This window comes from Natronobeatus ordinarius, assembly GCF_024362485.1.
GTDB lineage: Archaea > Halobacteriota > Halobacteria > Halobacteriales > Natrialbaceae > Natronobeatus > Natronobeatus ordinarius.
The window spans coordinates 1,229,855-1,247,952 of sequence record NZ_CP101456.1; the positions used below are offsets into that span (position 1 = coordinate 1,229,855).

Below are 18,098 nucleotides of genomic sequence, written 5' to 3' on the forward strand. Positions count from 1 at the left end.
AAAACTGCCCCAGAGCGACGCTACAGCACGTCTAACGGCCGGCTACAGCGCCGTCCGATTCGACGCCGCTCGATAGTGACTGGCTACTCGAGCGGAGGGTGATCCTACCCCAGGGGGCGACCGTGGTCGAACGGTGACTGACGCCGGTCAGTCGGCGACGACCGAGTCGTCGCTCTCGCGCTGGTCTGCGGGGAACCAGGCGAGTTCGTGGTCTGCGGTGACGCGGACGGCGACGCGCTCGTCGAGTTCGATCCGATCGGAGTGGTTGTGCATGCACTCGATAACGTCGCCATCGTCGAGCTCGACGCGGTAGAGGACGGTCGGTCCGAGATACCGTCGGTAGACGACGGCTCCGTCGGCCTCGGCGCCGTTGGTGGGGGAGGCGGTTACGTCGTCGGGACGGACGAGCAGGTCGATGGTCGTGCCGTCGTACTCTTCGGCGAGTCCGTTGACGTCGTCGCGAAGGACGCGTCCGAGAGCGGTGTCGACGTGGTCGCCGCGGACCCGTCCCGAGAGGAAGCTGGCGTGACCGAGAAAGCCAGCGACGAACCGTGACTTCGGTTGCTGGAAAACCTGCTCTGGGCGGCCCAGCTGCTCGAGCGACCCATCGTTCATCACCGCGACCCGATCGGAGATCGACAGCGCTTCCTCCTGGTCGTGGGTGACCGAGATCGCCGTCACGCCGGTCTCCTTGATGATCTGGCGGACCTCCTCGCGCATCTCGACCCGGAGGTCGACGTCGAGACTCGAGAACGGCTCGTCGAGCAACAGCATCTCCGGTTCGGGCGCGAGCGACCTGGCGAGAGCGATCCGCTGTTGCTGGCCGCCGGAGAGCTCTTCCGGATACGCCTCGCCCTGGGACTCGAGGCCGACCAGCTCGAGCAGCTCCGCGACGCGGGCCTCGCGCTCCTCGCGGGGCCAGTCTTTCAACCCGAACGCGACGTTCTCGTGGGCGGTGAGGTGAGGGAACAGCGCGAAGTCCTGGAAGACCACGCCGACGCCGCGCTCTTCGGGCGGGACGAACGAGCCGTTGCCGGCGACGGAGTCGCCCCGAAGCCGGACCTCGCCGCCGTCGGGCCGCTCGAGGCCAGCGATGAGCCGAAGCGTCGTGGTCTTCCCACAGCCGGAGGGACCGAGCAACGTGAGGATTTCGCCGTCGCGAACCGAGAGCGACAGGTCAGAGATCACACACTCCTCGCCGTACCATTTCTCGACGCCCTCGAGTTCGAGAACGGTAGCGCTCGTCCCGGCAGACGGCTCGTCGACCGTCGTCTGGGCCGCCCTCCGCGCGAGTTTCGATTGCGACATCGTCGATTCTCTCTGTTCGATTTAGGCGGGCCTAAAACACTTATAGATACCGGTTCGTTCCACGTCGAGGAACGGCCGGCTCAGAGTTCGACGCCGCTGGGGATCAGGCTGTGCCCGCGCAACAGGTTGCCCTGGTCGTCGTAGACGAGAAACGTTCGTTTGTCGTACGTGACGAACTCCTCGCCGTCGATCGTGATGGACACCTCGTAGCGACCCTCGTCGTCGCTCGCCGACTCGCCGTAGTTGCGGGCCGCCCGGATGAACGTGAGGACGTTCTCGGCGTCCTCGTTGAGCTCGAGCACGAAATCACCCGTGAGCCGATCGGTCACGCTGACGACGCCCGCTGCGTCGTCGTCGAGGGGCTCTTGCAGTCGGAGGGCGACGTCGGTTTCGCCGGCCTCGAGCGGCTCGCCGTCGAGGCCAGTGAGGCGCTCGCGAAGTGTCGTCGCTGGACCCGTAAAATCGATCGATACCGACGGTTTCTGCGGTTCTCCGCCGGTTTCGACCCAGTCGACGTTGCTGACGTCCAGCGTGAAGTGCTCGCGCCTCATTCCGTACGTCCGCTTGGGACTGACGGGGTATGAACGTAACGCCCAGACGGTGGCGGGTCGCCACGCTTTTGAGCCGTCCCGGACCACGGGCAGTATGGATCGTCGGGCCGACGTCAGGGACACCTACGACCGCATCGCGACCCACTTCGCCGCCACCCGCGAGTACGCCTGGCCCGAGGTCGAATCGTTCGTCGCCGACGCCACCGGGCGCGTCGGCCTCGACGTCGGCTGTGGAAACTGTCGCCACGCCGAACTCCTCGCCGACCGCGTCGACCGGACGATCGGCCTCGACGTCAGCCGCGGCCTCCTCGAAACCGGCCGCGAACGGGCGACCGACCGGGCGTTCGCGGTCGACCTCGTCCAGGGAGACGCCGCCACCCTCCCCCTCCGGACCGATACCGTCGACCTCGCGGTGTACGTCGCGACGCTCCACCACCTCCCCACGCGCGAGAGTCGACTGGCGAGTCTCGACGAACTCGCGCGCGTCCTCACTCCGGACGGCCGCGCGCTCGTCAGCGCCTGGTCGACCGCCCACGACCGCTTCGACGCCGAGGAGGGGTTCGACACGACCGTCGAGTGGACTCTCCCCGGTGGCGAACCCGTCGACCGCTTCTACCACATCTACGCCCCCGAGGAGTTCGAAGCCGACCTCGAGGAAAGCGACCTCGTGGTCCGGGAGTGGGAGGTCTCGAGCGGAAACTGCTACGCCGAGGTCGCAGGCCGTGCGTGACTCGAGCCGGTGCCCCCGGCGTAGTCGTGGTGTATGGGCGTGGTGTGCTCGAGCGTGACGCAACTCGAGACCGAAAAGGAAACGCCCTTAAACGAACGCCGAAAAGAGAGAGATGCGCTTCGAACGAAGCGAGCGCCGGTGGTCTAGTGGCAGGACCTGAGCCTTCCAAGCTCATGGCCCGGGTTCAAATCCCGGCCGGCGCATGTCGCGACGAACAATTCGTGAGTCGCGACTGCGGTCGCAGGATTTGAATTACGGAAGACGCAGCCGAGCGAACGCCAGTGAGCGAGGACCGTCTTCAGGTGGTTCAAATCCCGGCCGGCGCATGTTGCGATGAACGGACGTGACGAGCGACTGCGCCACGTCGACGAGTCCGAACGCTCACGTATGAAACGAGACGTCCCCAGAGTCGTACACCGTGTTTCGCGCCGCCAGTTCGTCACTGGGGAACTCGTCGTCGGAGACGTACTGGGAGAACTGGAGCGGTCGCTTCTCGCGCTCGCCGTCGCGAATGAGGACGCCCCCGTACGGGGCGAACAGTTCCTCGCCCGGTTCCACGAGCACCATGTTACAACTCGAGTCCTGCAGCTCTGAGAGGTAGCGACAGGAGACCCGGTCGGATCCGATGAGGCCGTCGTAGTCGTCGTCGATCGTCGAGAACGACTGTCGTTCGTTCTCCGAGAGGTAGTACGTGTAGAAGGGTCGTTCGACGACCGGGTTGTCCGACGCGACGAAGTCGTTGGAGACGGCGGTGAACGCGAGCCCGGACGTGAGCACGAGCAGGAGCAAGAACACCACGAGCCCGCCGCGCTGTCCCACCTCGGACACGCCGACACCGGCGGTCAGCGCGATGAACATGAATCCGTAGTGACCGAACCGGCCGACGTTGACGCCGGCCAGCGAGTCGAGCAGGAGGGTGGGGCCCGGGAGGACGAGCGGAACCAGCGCCAGTGTCACGACGCCGACCGCGGCGAACGGGGAGGCAGCCGACCGCTCGTCCCGAAACCAGAACAGGAAGCCGAGCAGCGCGAAGAACAACAGAAACGAGTAGGGGACGTAGTTTGCGACCTCGACCCAGGGATCGGTGATGACGCCCGATGGGGCCGTCGCTGGCGCCGGTCCGGTGAACACCTCGACTGCCGTCGAGAGCAATCGAGCGGTGAGAAAGTCCGCTCGATACAGCCAGTAGAGACACGTGATCAGGGCCGTCGCGCCGAGGACGAACCCGTCGACGATCCGCGCTCGCGTTCCGATCGCTCGCTCGGCGACGTACAGGATCGAGAGGATTACCGCCACGAACGGGATCGACACTGGGTGGTAGATCACGATGCCCGAGACGAGTGCGAGGCTGACGATCCTCGTCTGGGCCGTCGGCAGGATCGTGAGCGTGAGCAAGAGGATGAGAAACAGGATCGACGTCACGCTCCGGGGGATCGAGTACATGCCGTAGAAAATGTATAGCGGGAAGCTAATCATCATCAGACAGGAGAGCAAGGCGGCGCGTTCGTTCGGATAGATGCGACGGGTCAGGGCGTACATCGCGGGGACGCCCGCGCTGAAGGTGAGGCCACCGAGCAGAAACGTGGTCGTGTGTGGGCTCACCCAGCCGCCGAAGAGCCGGTACGTTCCGGCAATAAAGACGTGCCACAGCAGGAACGGCTCGTACGTCCGCGAGAGAATCCGCGTCCGTCCGGTTTCGATGATCGCGGTCGTAAACGAGAGGTGGCCCGTCAGATCGGTTCGACCGACGAACAGCTCGTAGTTCAGCGTGACGCTGAAGATTACGAGTAACACCGCGACCGACGCGTGGTACAGGCAGATCGCCCGTCCTGCACTCCCCGTCGGCGACGTCACGACCAGGACGAAGACGAGGACGTACGTGAACGCGACGCCGACGTAGAAGACCGTCGGTCGAACCTCGGAGACGGTCACCAGTATCACGAGCGCACTCACCGAGAGGTGAAACAGGATCGAGGGGAGTCGCCAGTCGACCTCGCGTCGAACCGACGCCCGTCTCGGCGTGCGAACCAGCACGACGACGATCGACGCGAGCACCATCGGAACGGCCAGGTAGCTACCGAGGACCGAGAGGTTCGGCTCCCCGAGCCACAGCGGCCCGAGCACGCCGGCGAGTGCGAGCACCGGCAGTCCAACGATGGCGACTTTGTAGAGGACCCCGACTCCCCAGCGGTCGCGCACGGTGAGTCCCATCGGGCGTCACGCCACCGCGTTCGGTCGGCCCGTGGCGACGATCCACTCGCCTCGCCTCGCGGCCCGACCGGCGGGACGCGTTCCGTTCGTCCTCGAGCGTCGCCTCCGTCGCCTCGAGTCGCTGACCGAACCGATCGACGGGAACGAACGGCGGATACTGGCGACGTACATATGCGCGTCCCTACGATACGAGTCCGAAAAAGGTGTCGGTGAGGTATAATATGGCCGAAACAGCCGTGCTTGAACCAAGCAACGGACTGTACAGACCAAGAGACGGTCACGAGCCGCGACTCGAGCGTGCCCCGCCACGATCACGCTCCGGGACGACTGCGACCGACGCGAACCCGATCGGCCGGGTACGATTCCTTACAACCAGTTTTGCTGGCGGAGCCACTCGAGGTACTCCCGAAGCGTGAGCCGAGTGGACTCTCGGTCGTCGCTGGCGGAGTCGTCGTCCGGCGATTCAGGCTCGTCCTCGGACGGCCCCTCGTCGTCGACGTTTTCCTCGAGATCTGCGGGGACGTCCGGGTAATCGTCCGCGTAGATCCGCTCGCCGGAGATCCACATCATGGGCTCGTACTCCGAGGCGATGGCGACCACGTCGCCGTTGAACACGTAGCCGTCGACGTTCTCCGCCGGCGACGTCGCGGTGACGACCTGGTAGCCGCCTTCTTCGGTGATCTCGACGGTGTCGTTCAACGTCGCCTGACTCCAGTCGTGCTGGATGATCTCGCCGTCGACGTAGAGGCGATAGTCCGATTCCTGTTCCGGATCCCTGTACGTGAGTCGCTCGTCGTACTCCTCGAGCGGATCGGGGTCGTCGTCCGGGCGATCGCCGGCGTCGGGGGACCGCTCGTTGGAGTCGGGCATGCCGCCGATGTACATCGTGTGATCGTCGTAGTAGGCGGCCATGTTCCGCGGTGCCGTCTCGCCGCCGCCGTAGCGGATGTACGGCCCGCAGTACTCGATCGCGTTGTTAGTAAGGTCGGTCGTCCACCGATAGTTTCGTTCGAACGCCAGGTCGCCGTCGACCCAGACGCGGTAGACGCCGTCCCGGTTCGGATTGCCGTTCGAATCGACGGTGTTCAGCCGCACGTACTGTTCGATGTGGTACCACCGGCCGGGTTCGATCATCGCCGTCTCCCAGGGTCCGGAGTTGTCCTGTGCACGGGAGTCCAGGTGGTAGACGTACGCAGCGAGATTGTACGGCCCACCGTTTCGTGCCCCGGCGCCGCGGTTCGCGAGAACTAACCCCGCGGACCAGCCGTTGGTCCCCGTCGCCGAGTCGCCACCCGAGTGACCGTCCCCTGCGGAGTACGACATCGCCGCTCGAGAGATCTTACACTGGTCCCGGTCGGCCATCCGCCAGTTGTCCGAGAGTTTGAACATGAAGCTGTCGTAGAGCTCTCGAGGCTGGTAGCCGAGCTCGTTCTCCACGTTGAAGTGTGTGTTCGTTCCACAGCTTCCACCCGCGCTGAGAGCGATCTCGAGGCTTCGTGAGCCGGAGTGTGCCTGCTCACTCGTGAACGACGCCTGACGTGGGTTGCACGTCCAGACGCGGTAGACGTCGGACGGTTGATTGTATTGCTCGTAATCGATCGAAATGACGTCGAGATCGTCGTCGCTCGCCGATACGCTGGGGATGGCGGTGCTCGCCACTGCTGCGGCTGCTGCACCCCCTGTTAGTTTCAGGTACGAACGCCGATTGAGCGCCCCGCTCCGTTCGCCCGCGCTGGAATACTGGTCGCTATCCAGTACCGGTCGGTTGCGTGCCATGCAACTCGAGTAAGACAATCAGGCCGCCATAAACTTTTGGATTCAATGACTATTGATTTTTCCGTACTATAATTATATTACTAGCTATATTATTTATAATTTTCAAAATTGGTATCTCTTATTTATGATTGTGGAGGTGAAACGACGGCGGCGATCGACGTTGCGATCAGTGGAGCGTCGTCGTGGCGAGAGCAGGAGAACGGGGACAGTCCCGCGGACCACTCAGCGCAGCTGCTCGAGGTCGAGGTCAGTTCCGAAGACCATCGCGTGATCGTCGTAGTAAGCGGCCATATTCTGCGGTGCCGTCTCGCCGCCGCCGTAGCGGATGTACGGCCCGCAGTACTCGATCGCGTTGGCGGTAGTGTCGGTCGTCCACCGGTAGTTCGTTCGCTCGAATCCGAGCTCACCGTCCACCCAGACGCGATAGACGCCGTCGTTCGTCGCAGCGCCGTTCCCGTCGGTCGAGTTTACTTTGAGGTACTGTTCGATGCGGTGCCACCGACCCGGCGTGATTCTCGTCGTCTCCCACGGCCCGGAGTTCTCGCGACCGCCGTCCATGTGGTAGACGTACGAGGCGAGGTTGTACTGGCCGTTCGGCCTGGCCCCTCGGTTGGCGATCACGAGTCCCGAAGACCATCCGTTCGCGCCGTTCGGTAGCCCGCCACCCGAGTGGCCGTCGCCGGCCGAGTACGACAGCGCCGCTCGCGAAATCTTACATTGATCGTCCGGCGCCATCGTCCAGTCGTCCGATAATCTAATCATAAAGCTATCATAGATCTCCTGGGGCTGGTAGCCGAACTCGGCTGCGATATCGAAATGCGTGTTCGTCCCGCAGCTCCCGCCCGCCTCGAGGGCGATCTCGAGCGCCTGCTCCCCGTCGTAGGCGAGGTCGCTGGTAAACGAGGCTTGACCCGCCTCGCACGTCCAGACGCGATAGACGTCCGACGGCCGACGATGCCGGTCGTAATCGATCTCGACGACGTCGACGTCGTCGCCGTCGCTGGCCGAGACCGGGTTCGCTCCCGCCGCTCCCACGGTGGCAGCTACCGCGCCGCCCGCCAGGTTCAGAAACGACCGCCGTCCGATCGGCTTCGGAGTCCGCGAATCGACGTTAACCGGGTGTTCACCGTCAGGCATCGAACGATTACGTGCCATGTGACTCGAGTAAGCCCATCATACGAACATAAACTTTTACTTCCCACCATGGTTAAGATATCTTGTCCTAGTAAGTAATAGAACTGTGTGTGCGAACGGAGACTCACCCGAACGGGAGGATCGACGGATCGCTTCGAATCAGTCGGCGGGTGGGGTGACCGGGGGCTGATAGGGAGTGTTGTAACTATTTACCGACGATCCCACCGCTGGCGATCGGCGGTACGTAACTACAATGGTCCTTATGAGACGGATTGCTGTACCGATGTACCGGCGCAACCGCGACCGTCCTGCGGTTACGCCGGTGATGACGTACAGCGGTCCGTATGCCGAGTGAAGAAACGAGGGATTGTGCTCGAAAGCCCGTCCTCAAAGTGGGGGACGGAACGAATTATCGGTCGCGATCGTAACGGCGGATCTCGTTCACCACGAACTCGGTCGTGTCGATCTTCTCCTGCAGCAGCCGTTCCCGTCGTCGCCCCCACTGGCTTTCGTCACCGTGGGTCAGTATCTCGACCGCCTTCTCGAGTCCCAGCCGGTGTTTCGTGCCGTCTCGGTAACTGAATACGAGTCCATACTCCTCCTGCAGTTCCTCGATCACGCCGAGTTCGATCGACGAGACGAAGATCGCCGGCGTGCCGAGGGTGGCGCTTTCGATAGTCATCGTCCCGCTCTCTCCGATGAAGAGGTCGGCGTAGTACAGCAGGTCGTGAATCTCGTGGACCGCCACCGGCGCGCGGTAGCGCTCGAGTCGGTCGGGGACGTCCGCTTCCGCGGTGATGACGACCGTTGCGCCGGCGGCCTCGAGCGTCGTAACGGCGTCGAGGACGTCGTCGAACCCGCTCTGGCCGACGTCGTGTGGTGCGAGCCACGAGACGAGTCGTACCACGACGAGCTGGTCCGTTTCGTCGACGCCGACGTCGGCCAGGACCGTCGGATCTGGTTCGAAGCGATCCGGGTGCAGGTACGCGAGTTCGTGGTAGCCGTCGTACCTGACCTGGTTGGCGCCGAGTTCGAGGTCGAAACTGGTCGGGGTGTAGACGCGATCTGAGAGCGGATACGTGATCCGTTTGAGCGCCGCCGGTTTGTGCTCCGTATCGTCGAACAGCAGGCACGGACAGCCGAGCGCCGACGCGACCGCAGTCGACGCCGGATTGAATCGACTCACGACGACGTCCGGGTCGACCGACCTTGCGATCTGCAAGAGCCGGACACTACGACGGAGCCACTCGACGGCTGTGCCCGGCACACCGCTCGACTGAGCGGAGATGACCCGGTGCTGGATACGATAGTGGTCGAGCAGGTCGACGGTGACGTCTTTCTCCCTCGAGGTGACGACCGTGTCGTGGCCGAGCGCCTGTAGCTCGTCGATGACGTTTCGGAAGAGGTGGACGTGTGCCGGATGCGTGACGTCGAACAGGACCCGCATCGCTCACTCGAGGTAGCCGAGGTCCGTGAGCCGTTCTTCGATCTCTTCGGTCGCGTCTCGCCCGTCGCCGCTCGAGCCCGAAAGTGGCTGGCGATACTCGAGGTGGTCGTCTACGCGTTCGGGAAACACGTCGAGGACGGTGCCATCCACGTCGATCGGGATCGCCACGTCCATCGCGTAGAGGATCGTCGGCGCGAGGTCGACGATCCGGGCGTGGCCGTCGAGCCCTCCCTCACGGAACCGTGGGCCGTTCAGCAGGAAGAGTCCGTTCGGCATGTTTCCGCCCTTCCAGACGCCGGTCGACGCGTGCCACGACTGCGGGCCGATCGCGTCGCTCGTGTGGACGTTCGGCCCCTGCTCGAGGAGCAAGTCGGGTGCCGATTCGGCGTACGGCCCCCGGTAGTACTCTTCGCCACGATGGACGTCGGTGATGATCGGGTCGCCCGTCTCGGGGTGGGTCAGCCCCCGAAGCTCGTCGATGAGTTCTTCCCGCGTCTGCTCGTAGGCGGGCGAATCGGGCTCGAGCGTCAGGTAGAGTGGCCCCTGGGTACTGGCAACGGCACGCGTCTCCTCCCAGTCGATCGCCGACAGTACCCGATCGCGCTTTACGCCTTCCTCCCACGGGACGATCTTCTGCACGCGCTCTGGAACCACGGTGCTGAGCACGTCGACCATTCCGAACCGCTTGGCGAGCGACAGCGCACGCTCTCTGGTCACCCCGGCCCGTCCGAGCCACCGATCGAGGCTCGCCGTCGTCGTCAGGTAGCCGTGCTCCTCGAGCCACACGTTGACGTAAAACACCGTTTCGACGTGACAGGTGCCGTGATCGGAGAGGAGAATCAGATCGTGGCCGTCGTCCATGAACCGGGCCAGGTTTCTGTCGATCACCTTCCAGGCTCGAAACACCGGCTCGTCCCGCCAGAAGTAGTGCTGGAGGGCCATATTGTAGAAGACGGTCAGGTGAAGGAAGTCGGGCTGTTCGCGCTGGAGCAGCCACTCGGCAGCTTCGAACCGCGACTCGATGAGCTCGAGTATCGCGTCGACTTCCTGTGCTCCCTTCTCGGACGGCGAGATCATCGGAGACGGGTGAACTGAGTAGTCGAGTTCCTCCCGCAGCGAGTCTGCGAGATCGGGTGGGTGGGTGAAGCCGGTTTCGAGCGACCGATACTCCGATTCCGACGCGTCCGGCCCGCCGGCGACGACGAAGCCGTCGACGGATTTCGGTGGATACGTCGACGGTTTGTTCACGATTCCGGTCGTGTAACCGTCGTCGTTGAGGTAGTCCCACAGTTCCGCACTCTGGAAGTCAGTGGCGTCGTGGAACGTGTGCGTCTGTGACTCGGTGTCGATCCTGTCGAATCGGAAGACGCCGAGCTTCCCGGGATTTTTCCCCGTCGCATAGCACTTCCAGTTTGGGACCGTCAACGGCGGCAAACAGCTCTCGCTCGTGCCGCCGATCCCGGTTTCGATCAGGCGCTCGAGGTTCGGCAACGCGCCCTCGGCGAGCCACTCCTCGAGTAACGTCCAGTTCGCGCCGTCCAGTCCGATCGCGATCGTCGCCACTTTATCTCACCACGTTGAGTCCGCGTTTCGCGACGTTGACCGCGAGGTCTTTCGCCGTCTCGGCGACGAGCTCCGGGGTCGTTCGCGCCCACCGGTTCGGGTGGCTGAGCACGCACACCGCGGGGATCGATCGGGCGGCAAGGAGCGCGATCAACTCGTCGGTGTCGGCCACCTGGACGGATTTCGACGCTCGGCCGACGGGGTGATCTTTGATCTTCAACGCCCCGTCTTCCCACGTCCGCCCCGTATCGGAAAAGTACGTGACGTCGGTGAAATCCATCGAGAGGTACGCCTCGCCGTGCAGGTCGTAGTCGTCGACGGCGTACCGGCCGGCCCACAGCTCCCGATTGTCGTGTTTCGTCAGCGGGTTGCCGTGCATACAGACCGTCTCGACCGTCGCGACGTCCCGGAGGCGCTCGAGTTCGTACGTGAACGATCGGTGGGCTCGCTCGAGGTCGCCCTCGGCTCGGTCCAGATCCTCGTAGTGGTAGCCGACCTCGTGGCCGAGCGATTCGATCCGTTCGATCAGCGACGGCTCGAACGTCTTCTCGATCGTCCGGAAGTAGTACGTACTCGAGATTCCGTACTCGGCTTCCAGTTCGGCCATCGCCAGTGCGTTCTCCGGCTTTCTGTCGACGTCGTGTCGGTGAACGACGAACCGATCCGGCGGCTCGTCCCGGGAGAGGTACTCCCGGACGGTGAGGTGGTCGTAGCCGGCCTCGAGGCCGGTGTCTAACAGCCGTTCGTACATCTCGAACGTGAAGTCTCTAGTCATGGATCTGCACCTCTCGGGCCTCGTTCGCCTGCATGTCGAACAGCATCGCGAACATGAGGAACATACTCCCCGTGATGAGCAACAGCATGCTCAGCGAGCCACGGACGAACAGCGAGTGGCCGTACATCGTCCAGGCGTACAGCGACCAGAGTCCGCCGGCCGTGCCGAGAAGCGCCGTGACTGCCCCGATGACGTAAAACAGCGCGAGGGGGTGAAAGTCGAGCACGAGGTAGCGGACTTTCAGCCGCCAGAGGAAGTCACGGAGCAGCAGGCTCGAGACCTTTCGAATGTAGGTGGCGTACCTGATGCTCGACTCCTCGTCGCCGTAGACGGCGGGCATCGCGACGTCGGCGACGCGCATCCCCTTCGCGTTCAGCCGCACCAGCAGGTCGTTACAGTAGCCGTAGTACTCGTACATCGACTCGATGCCGACGTTCTCGAGGGCGTGGTGTGAGATCGCCGTGTAGCCGTTCTGCGGGTCCATCATCTTCCAGTAGCCGCTCGCGATCTTCGTCAGGAACGTCAGGATCGCGTTGCCGAGAAAACGCCACTTCGGCATCCCCTGCCGGAACTCCTTGTACAGCAGTCGGTTTCCTTTCGTGTAATCGGCTTTGCCGTCGATGATCGGGTCGAGAAACCGCGGCAGGATGTCGGGATCCATCTGTCCGTCACCGCCCATGACGGCCGTGACGTCGAGGTCGTCCTCGAGCGCCGCCAGGTAGCCGGTCTTGAGTGCTGCGCCGACGCCGCGATTGCGTTCGTGTCGGATCGGAACGACGCGCGTCTCGAACGGCGACCCGCCATCGGTCGCGGCAAGCGCCGCCCGGTCGTTTCCGTACTCATCGTTCGCTTTCTGCGCTGCGGCGTCGATCTCCGACCAGGTGCCGTCGGTCGACCCGTCGTCGATCACGTACACCCGATCGACGTACTCGGGCATCGTCTCGATCACCTCACCGACGAACCCCGCTTCGTTGTACGCGGGGACCACGACGCCAACCGTGTGCCCCCTATACACCGCGTCCACCCCCGTAATCGCCGCCTGAAGCATCCTCACGATCGCCGCCGGACGCATCGCTTCCGAGTGTGTACACGCGATGGCCCGCCCCCGCGACCGCCTCGGTCTCGAGTGCGTCCCGTCCGTCGACGACGACGAGCGTCCCCGACTCCCGCTCGAGGTCCGCCCACCGGATCGACTGGAACTCCTCGTGTGGCGTGACGAGCACGACGCCGTCGAACGGGCTGTCGTAGACCGCCTCGAGCGCGAGCGCCTCGAGATCGAACGTCTCGAACGAGTCGAGCAGCGGATCGACGCCGTAGACGGTCGCTCCCGCCCCGGAGAGCTGCTCGGCGATCGCGAGCGAGGGTGACGCTCGAATCTCCTCGACGCCGGGACGGTACGTCAACCCGAGCAACAGAATCGACGTCTCCGACAGGTCGACGCCTTCGGCGGCGAACTCTTCGCGGAGCTTCGCCACCGTGAACGCCGGCATCGAATCGTTCACCGTACGGGCCGCCTCGAGCAGCGGGGCGTCGGTCTCGAAGGGGTCGATCAGGAAGTACGGATAGAACGGAATGCAGTGACCGCCGACGCCGGGCCCGGGTTCGTGAATGTCACAGTACGGCAGGGTGTTCGCGACCTCGATGGCTTCCCGAACGTCGATCTCGAGGTCGTCGGTGAATCGCGCGAGCTCGTTCGCGAGGCCGATGTTGACGTCACGGTAGACGCCCTCGAACACCTTCACCGCCTCCGCAGTCGTCGCGTCGGAGACCCGGATAACCGCCGCGTTGGTGAGCGCCTCGTAGAGGATCGCCGCTGCGCGGGTACTCTCCTCGTCCACACCGCCGACGACTTTCGGATAGGCGCCCCGGATGTCCTCGAGTGCCCGCCCGCTGGACGTTCGTTCCGGACAGACCGCCACGCCGAACTCGCCGCGTTCGAGCCCCGACGCCTCCTCGAGCGCGGGGCGAACGCGGTCGGCGGCCGTTCGCGGCGGGACCGTACACTCGACGATCACGAGGTCACCCGGCTCGAGCCCCGTGGCGACGTCGGCGACGACGTCGTCGAGGATCGAGTAATCGGGCTCGTGGTCGTCGGTGATCGGCGTCGGGACGATCACGACGTGAACCGCGCCGGCCGCCGCCGCCTCTCGTGGATCTGCCGTGGCCGTGAGCGCGCCCTCGGCGACGGTTTCGGCTACGAGCTCGTCCAGCCCCGGTTCCCGCTTCACGTGGGACTCCCCGGCGTTGACGGCGTCGACGACGGCCGGATCGACGTCCGCACCGACGACGTTCCCCGTCGTCTCGGCGAGGGTCGCCGCCAGCGGAAGCCCCATCTTTCCGAGGCCGTAGACGGCGACGGGAATCGCCCCCGACGTCAGCGACTCGCGTAACTCATCCGAGTGCTCGACGCCGTACAGCTGTCGGTGCGTTCTTTCGGCCCTCGTATCAGTCATCGATGATCTCCGTCCGACGCTGTTCACGGCGGGCGTTCTCGTCGATCGCGTGTGCGATCTCGAGTGCAGCCACTCCGTCGTCGATCGTCACCGCTGGCGTGTCGTTCGTCGCCACGGCCTCGAGAAACGACTCGAGTTGCCGCCGGAGCGGTTCGTCGTTCGACACTTGCGGGCGCTCGACGATGCTCTCGTGTCTGTACCGAACGTCGCCGTTTCGCTCGACGTACTCGGGGTACGATCGGCGGTGGATCTCGATCGACTGGTCGGTGTAGTCGAGTTCGACGAGACACTGCCTGGCGGTGAGTCGCAGGCGTCTGACCTTGCGCTGTGTCAGCCGGCTCGCCGTCAGCGAGGCCACTCGACCCGAGTCGAACGAGAGGAGCGCCGACGCGTACCGGTTGTCGCGAACGCCGGCACTCTCGATCGTCTCGGGCGTCTCCCCGAGCAGCGAGCAGACGACGTCGATGTCGTGGATCATCAGATCGAGCACCGCACTGTCGTCGATCCGTCGGTCGGGTGGTGGCCCGAGCCGTTCGGCCGCGACGCTGACGATCGAGAGGTCGGAGACGATCTCCTCGAGCGTGGTCACCGCCGGGTTGAATCGCTCGACGTGGCCGACCTGGACGGGGACGTCCGCTCGAGCCGCCGCCGCTCGAAGGCGCCGTCCCTCCTCGAGGTCGCTGGCGATCGGTTTCTCCACGAGCGGGGCGACGCCTGCGTCGAGACACGCCGTCGTGACGTCGTAGTGGTGTGCCGTCGGGACGGCGACGGAGACGGCGTCGACCGAGCGCAGGAGTCGGTCGAACGCCATCGGGCTCGTCTCGTACTTCTGAGCGACCCGCCTCGCCCGTCGCTCGTCGACGTCGGAGACGCCTACCAGGTTCGCCGTCGGGAGGGCGTCGTACACCCGTGCGTGATGGTTCCCCATCGTTCCGACGCCGATCACGCCGACGTCGATCGGGCTCCGCTCACGCGCCATCGCCGACGTGCACCCCCGTGACGTGGCCTTGCTCGAGCGTCGACAGCAGCTCCGTCACCGCTGCCGGCTGGTCGTTGGGCTCGGTCGCGGAATTCGGGTCGGTCACGGATCGGTCACAACTCCACCGAAACCGGTGGCACCCACCGTCGGGATACGAGACTGGCGACTCGGGTACAGCACCCTCTGCGGTCGGTTCGCCACCCCCACCGTCGTCGCCCACAGTCGCTCCGTCGTCCATAGTGGCTCGAAATCGGAATCGACTGACATAAGCGAAAGCCACCGTTCCAGTCGTTAATCCATCGTCTGTACGTATTGTGGGGGCTGATGGACACGAATACCGTCACCTTACTCGGCTAGGCAGCACTTTCTCGAGCCAGCCCGACACGGGCGGGTCGACTGCCCCTTCGGACGTCCAGTGGATCGATCGCCGACATTTCGTCCTCTAGGCGGGGTCAAACCGACGACGACGACCTCCGCTCCCGTCCGCTCAGCATCGACTCCTCCCTCGAGACCGCCAGCTACCATCGATCAGCAGTATCCGCGGACCGGTAGTTTCCGACTTCGAACGGCCGCAGGACGCCTGTACGTCCGCGCTGTCCGCCGATTTCGCCCGAAAGGGTTATCCGACGGTCGGACGTACCGGGCGACGATGACCGAGGCTCTCGTACCGGGAGGTGAACCGCCGTGGAGCTGATTATTACCGAGAAGGACAACGCTGCACGGCGGATCGCCGACATTCTCAGCGGCGGCTCGATGGAGTCCACCAGGGAACGCGGCGTCAACGTCTACGAGTGGGGCGGCAAGCGCTGCGTGGGGCTCTCGGGCCACGTCGTCGGCGTCGATTTTCCACCGGAGTACGCAGACTGGCGAGACGTCGAACCCGTCGAGCTCGTCGACGCATCGATCGAGAAGACGCCGACGAAAGAGAACATCGTCGCCACGTTACGCATCCTCGCCCGACAGGCCGAGCTCGTGACGATCGCGACCGACTACGACCGCGAGGGCGAACTCATCGGCAAGGAGGCCTACGAGATCGTCCGCGACGTCAACGAGGACGTCCCGATCCGGCGCGTGCGCTTCTCCTCGATCACCGAGAACGAGGTGCAGTCGGCGTTCGACCAGCCGGACGACCTCGACTTCGACCTCGCCGCCGCCGGCGAGGCTCGCCAGATCATCGATCTGATCTGGGGCGCCTCGCTGACCCGGTTTCTCTCGCTCTCGTCGGGCCAACTCGGCAACGACTTCGTCTCCGTCGGCCGAGTCCAGTCGCCCACGCTCAAGCTGATCGTCGACCGCGAACGCGAGATCGAGGCGTTCGACCCCGAGACGTACTGGGAACTGTTCGCCGACCTCACCAAGGACGACGAGCCCTTCGAGGCGCAGTACTTCTACCGTGACGAGGACGGCAACGAGGCCGAGCGCGTCTGGGAAGCGCCCGACGCCGAGGCGGCCTACGAGGCGCTCTCGAGTGCCGACGCGGCGACGGTCGTCGACGTCACCCGTCGCACGCGAACTGACCGACCCCCGGCGCCGTTCAACACCACGCAGTTCATCCGCGCCGCTGGCGCGATCGGTTTCTCGGCCAAACGGGCGATGTCCATCGCCGAGGACCTCTACACCGCCGGCTACATCACCTACCCCCGGACGGACAACACCGTCTACCCCGACGACCTCGACCCCGAAACGCTGCTCGACGAATTCGTGGGCCACGCCGTCCTCGGCGAGTCAGCCGAGTCGCTGCTCGAGTCCGATCACGACCTCGTCCCGACCGAGGGCGACGAGGAGACGACCGACCACCCGCCGATCCACCCGACCGGCGAGATTCCCACTCGCGGGGGCGACGTCAACGAGGACGAGTGGAAGGTGTACGAACTCGTCGTCCGGCGCTTCTACGCGACGGTCGCCGAACCCGCGAGGTGGGAACACCTCAAGGTCGTCGCCGAGGCCGCCGACCGCCGGCTGAAGGCCAACGGCAAGCGCCTCGTCGAGCCGGGATACCACGCCGTCTACCCGTACTACAGCACGAGCGAAAACTACGTCCCCGCCGTCGAGGAGGGAGAAGAACTCGCCGTCAGCGAGGTCGACCTCGAGGAGAAAGAGACGCAGCCGCCCCGGCGGTACGGCCAGTCGCGACTCATCGAGACCATGGAGGCGATGGGGATCGGCACGAAAAGTACGAGACACAATACCTTAGAAAAATTATACGACCGTGGCTACATCGAGAGCGATCCGCCCCGACCCACCCAGCTCGCGATGGCGGTCGTCGACGCCGCCGAGAACTACGCCGACCGCGTGGTCAGCGAGGAGATGACGGCCCAGCTCGAGGCCGACATGGACGCGATCGCCTCCGGCGAGGCCACCCTCGACGACGTCACCGCCGAATCCCGCGAGATGCTCGAGACGATCTTCGACGACCTCGTCGACTCCAGAGAGGAGATCGGCGACCACCTCCGGAAGTCGCTCAAAGCCGACAAACGCCTCGGCCCCTGTCCGGAGTGTGGCGAGGACTTACTCGTTCGCCGGAGCCGCTACGGCTCGTATTTCGTCGGCTGTGACGGCTACCCCGACTGCGAGTTCACCCTCCCGCTGCCGTCGACGGGCAAGCCGCTGATCTTAGAGGAGACCTGCGAGGAACACGACCTCCACCACGTCAAGATGCTCGCCGGCCGGGGGACGTTCGTCCACGGCTGTCCGCTCTGTAAGGCCGAGGAGGCCGGCGAAGGGCCGATCATCGGCGACTGCCCCGACTGCGGAGCCGAACACGGCGGCGAACTCGCCATCAAGACCCTCCAGAGCGGCTCTCGGCTGGTGGGCTGCACCCGCTACCCCGACTGTGAGTACTCCCTGCCGTTGCCCCGCCGGGGCGAGATCGAGGTCACCGACGAGTACTGCGACGAACACGACCTGCCCGAGCTCGTGATCCACAACGGCGACGAGCCCTGGGAGCTGGGCTGTCCCATCTGTAACTATCGCGAGTTTCAGGCCCGCGAGAGCGAGTCGGGTTCGGACCTCGAGTCCCTCGAGGGGATCGGCGCGAAGACGGCCGAAAAGCTCGCCGACGCCGGTATCGAAAGTCTCGACGACCTGACAGCCGCCGACCCCGACGACGTCGCCGGCGAGGTCGAGGGCGTCAGCGCCGACCGCGTCCGAAGCTGGCAGGCGAAGGCCTAG

At 64.8% G+C, this 18,098-nt stretch carries 13 protein-coding genes and 1 tRNA gene; 3 read left to right on the top strand and 11 right to left on the bottom strand.

Annotation, left to right across the window (positions count from 1 at the left end; all coding sequences use genetic code 11):
- Positions 1-147: 147 nt before the first annotated feature.
- Together NMQ09_RS06335 and NMQ09_RS06340 are read right to left on the bottom strand one after the other, a co-directional pair.
- Complete coding sequence (locus tag NMQ09_RS06335; RefSeq protein WP_255193639.1) at positions 148-1,308, bottom strand: ABC transporter ATP-binding protein; 1,161 nt, start codon at positions 1,306-1,308, stop codon at positions 148-150.
- Positions 1,309-1,388: 80 nt separating this feature from the next.
- The gene (locus NMQ09_RS06340; RefSeq protein WP_255193642.1) at positions 1,389-1,859 is read right to left on the bottom strand and encodes a DUF5793 family protein; all 471 of its coding nucleotides are present in this window, start codon (positions 1,857-1,859) and stop codon (positions 1,389-1,391) included.
- A 94-nt stretch (positions 1,860-1,953) separates the two neighbouring features.
- Between NMQ09_RS06340 and NMQ09_RS06345 the strand changes: the two genes are divergently transcribed.
- Together NMQ09_RS06345 and NMQ09_RS06350 are read left to right on the top strand one after the other, a co-directional pair.
- Positions 1,954-2,589: a class I SAM-dependent methyltransferase gene (locus NMQ09_RS06345; RefSeq protein ID WP_255193644.1), complete on the top strand. Its 636-nt coding sequence runs from the start codon at positions 1,954-1,956 to the stop codon at positions 2,587-2,589.
- Positions 2,590-2,721: 132 nt separating this feature from the next.
- Positions 2,722-2,792, top strand: a tRNA-Gly gene (locus NMQ09_RS06350).
- Positions 2,793-2,970: 178 nt separating this feature from the next.
- Here NMQ09_RS06350 and NMQ09_RS06355 read toward each other — a convergent pair.
- The 9 genes from NMQ09_RS06355 to NMQ09_RS06395 form a co-directional block, all read right to left on the bottom strand.
- Entirely contained in the window at positions 2,971-4,800 is a 1,830-nt protein-coding gene (locus NMQ09_RS06355; RefSeq protein ID WP_255193646.1) for a hypothetical protein, read from the bottom strand.
- A gap of 366 nt (positions 4,801-5,166) precedes the next feature.
- Positions 5,167-6,576, bottom strand: coding sequence for a hypothetical protein (locus NMQ09_RS06360; protein WP_255193648.1), 1,410 nt, complete (start codon positions 6,574-6,576; stop codon positions 5,167-5,169).
- A gap of 222 nt (positions 6,577-6,798) precedes the next feature.
- Positions 6,799-7,731, bottom strand: coding sequence for a heparin lyase I family protein (locus NMQ09_RS06365; RefSeq protein WP_255193649.1), 933 nt, complete (start codon positions 7,729-7,731; stop codon positions 6,799-6,801).
- Between the two features lie 388 nt (positions 7,732-8,119).
- Positions 8,120-9,157 (bottom strand): DUF354 domain-containing protein, encoded by a 1,038-nt coding sequence (locus tag NMQ09_RS06370; protein ID WP_255193651.1) that lies wholly within the window; start codon positions 9,155-9,157, stop codon positions 8,120-8,122.
- 3 nt (positions 9,158-9,160) lie between these two features.
- Entirely contained in the window at positions 9,161-10,720 is a 1,560-nt protein-coding gene (locus tag NMQ09_RS06375) for an alkaline phosphatase family protein (RefSeq protein ID WP_255193652.1), read from the bottom strand.
- 1 nt (position 10,721) lies between these two features.
- Positions 10,722-11,495: a polysaccharide deacetylase family protein gene (locus NMQ09_RS06380; RefSeq protein WP_255193654.1), complete on the bottom strand. Its 774-nt coding sequence runs from the start codon at positions 11,493-11,495 to the stop codon at positions 10,722-10,724.
- Entirely contained in the window at positions 11,488-12,510 is a 1,023-nt protein-coding gene (locus NMQ09_RS06385) for a glycosyltransferase family 2 protein (protein ID WP_255193655.1), read from the bottom strand. Before NMQ09_RS06385 ends, NMQ09_RS06380 begins: the two co-directional genes overlap by 8 nt.
- Positions 12,503-13,948 carry a nucleotide sugar dehydrogenase gene (locus tag NMQ09_RS06390; protein WP_255193657.1) on the bottom strand — a complete coding sequence of 482 codons (1,446 nt, stop codon included), beginning with the start codon at positions 13,946-13,948 and terminating at the stop codon, positions 12,503-12,505. The genes NMQ09_RS06385 and NMQ09_RS06390 overlap by 8 nt, the downstream gene beginning before the upstream one ends.
- The gene (locus NMQ09_RS06395) at positions 13,941-14,927 is read right to left on the bottom strand and encodes a Gfo/Idh/MocA family protein (RefSeq protein ID WP_255193660.1); all 987 of its coding nucleotides are present in this window, start codon (positions 14,925-14,927) and stop codon (positions 13,941-13,943) included. Before NMQ09_RS06395 ends, NMQ09_RS06390 begins: the two co-directional genes overlap by 8 nt.
- A gap of 684 nt (positions 14,928-15,611) precedes the next feature.
- Between NMQ09_RS06395 and NMQ09_RS06400 the strand changes: the two genes are divergently transcribed.
- Positions 15,612-18,098: a DNA topoisomerase I gene (locus NMQ09_RS06400; protein ID WP_255193661.1), complete on the top strand. Its 2,487-nt coding sequence runs from the start codon at positions 15,612-15,614 to the stop codon at positions 18,096-18,098.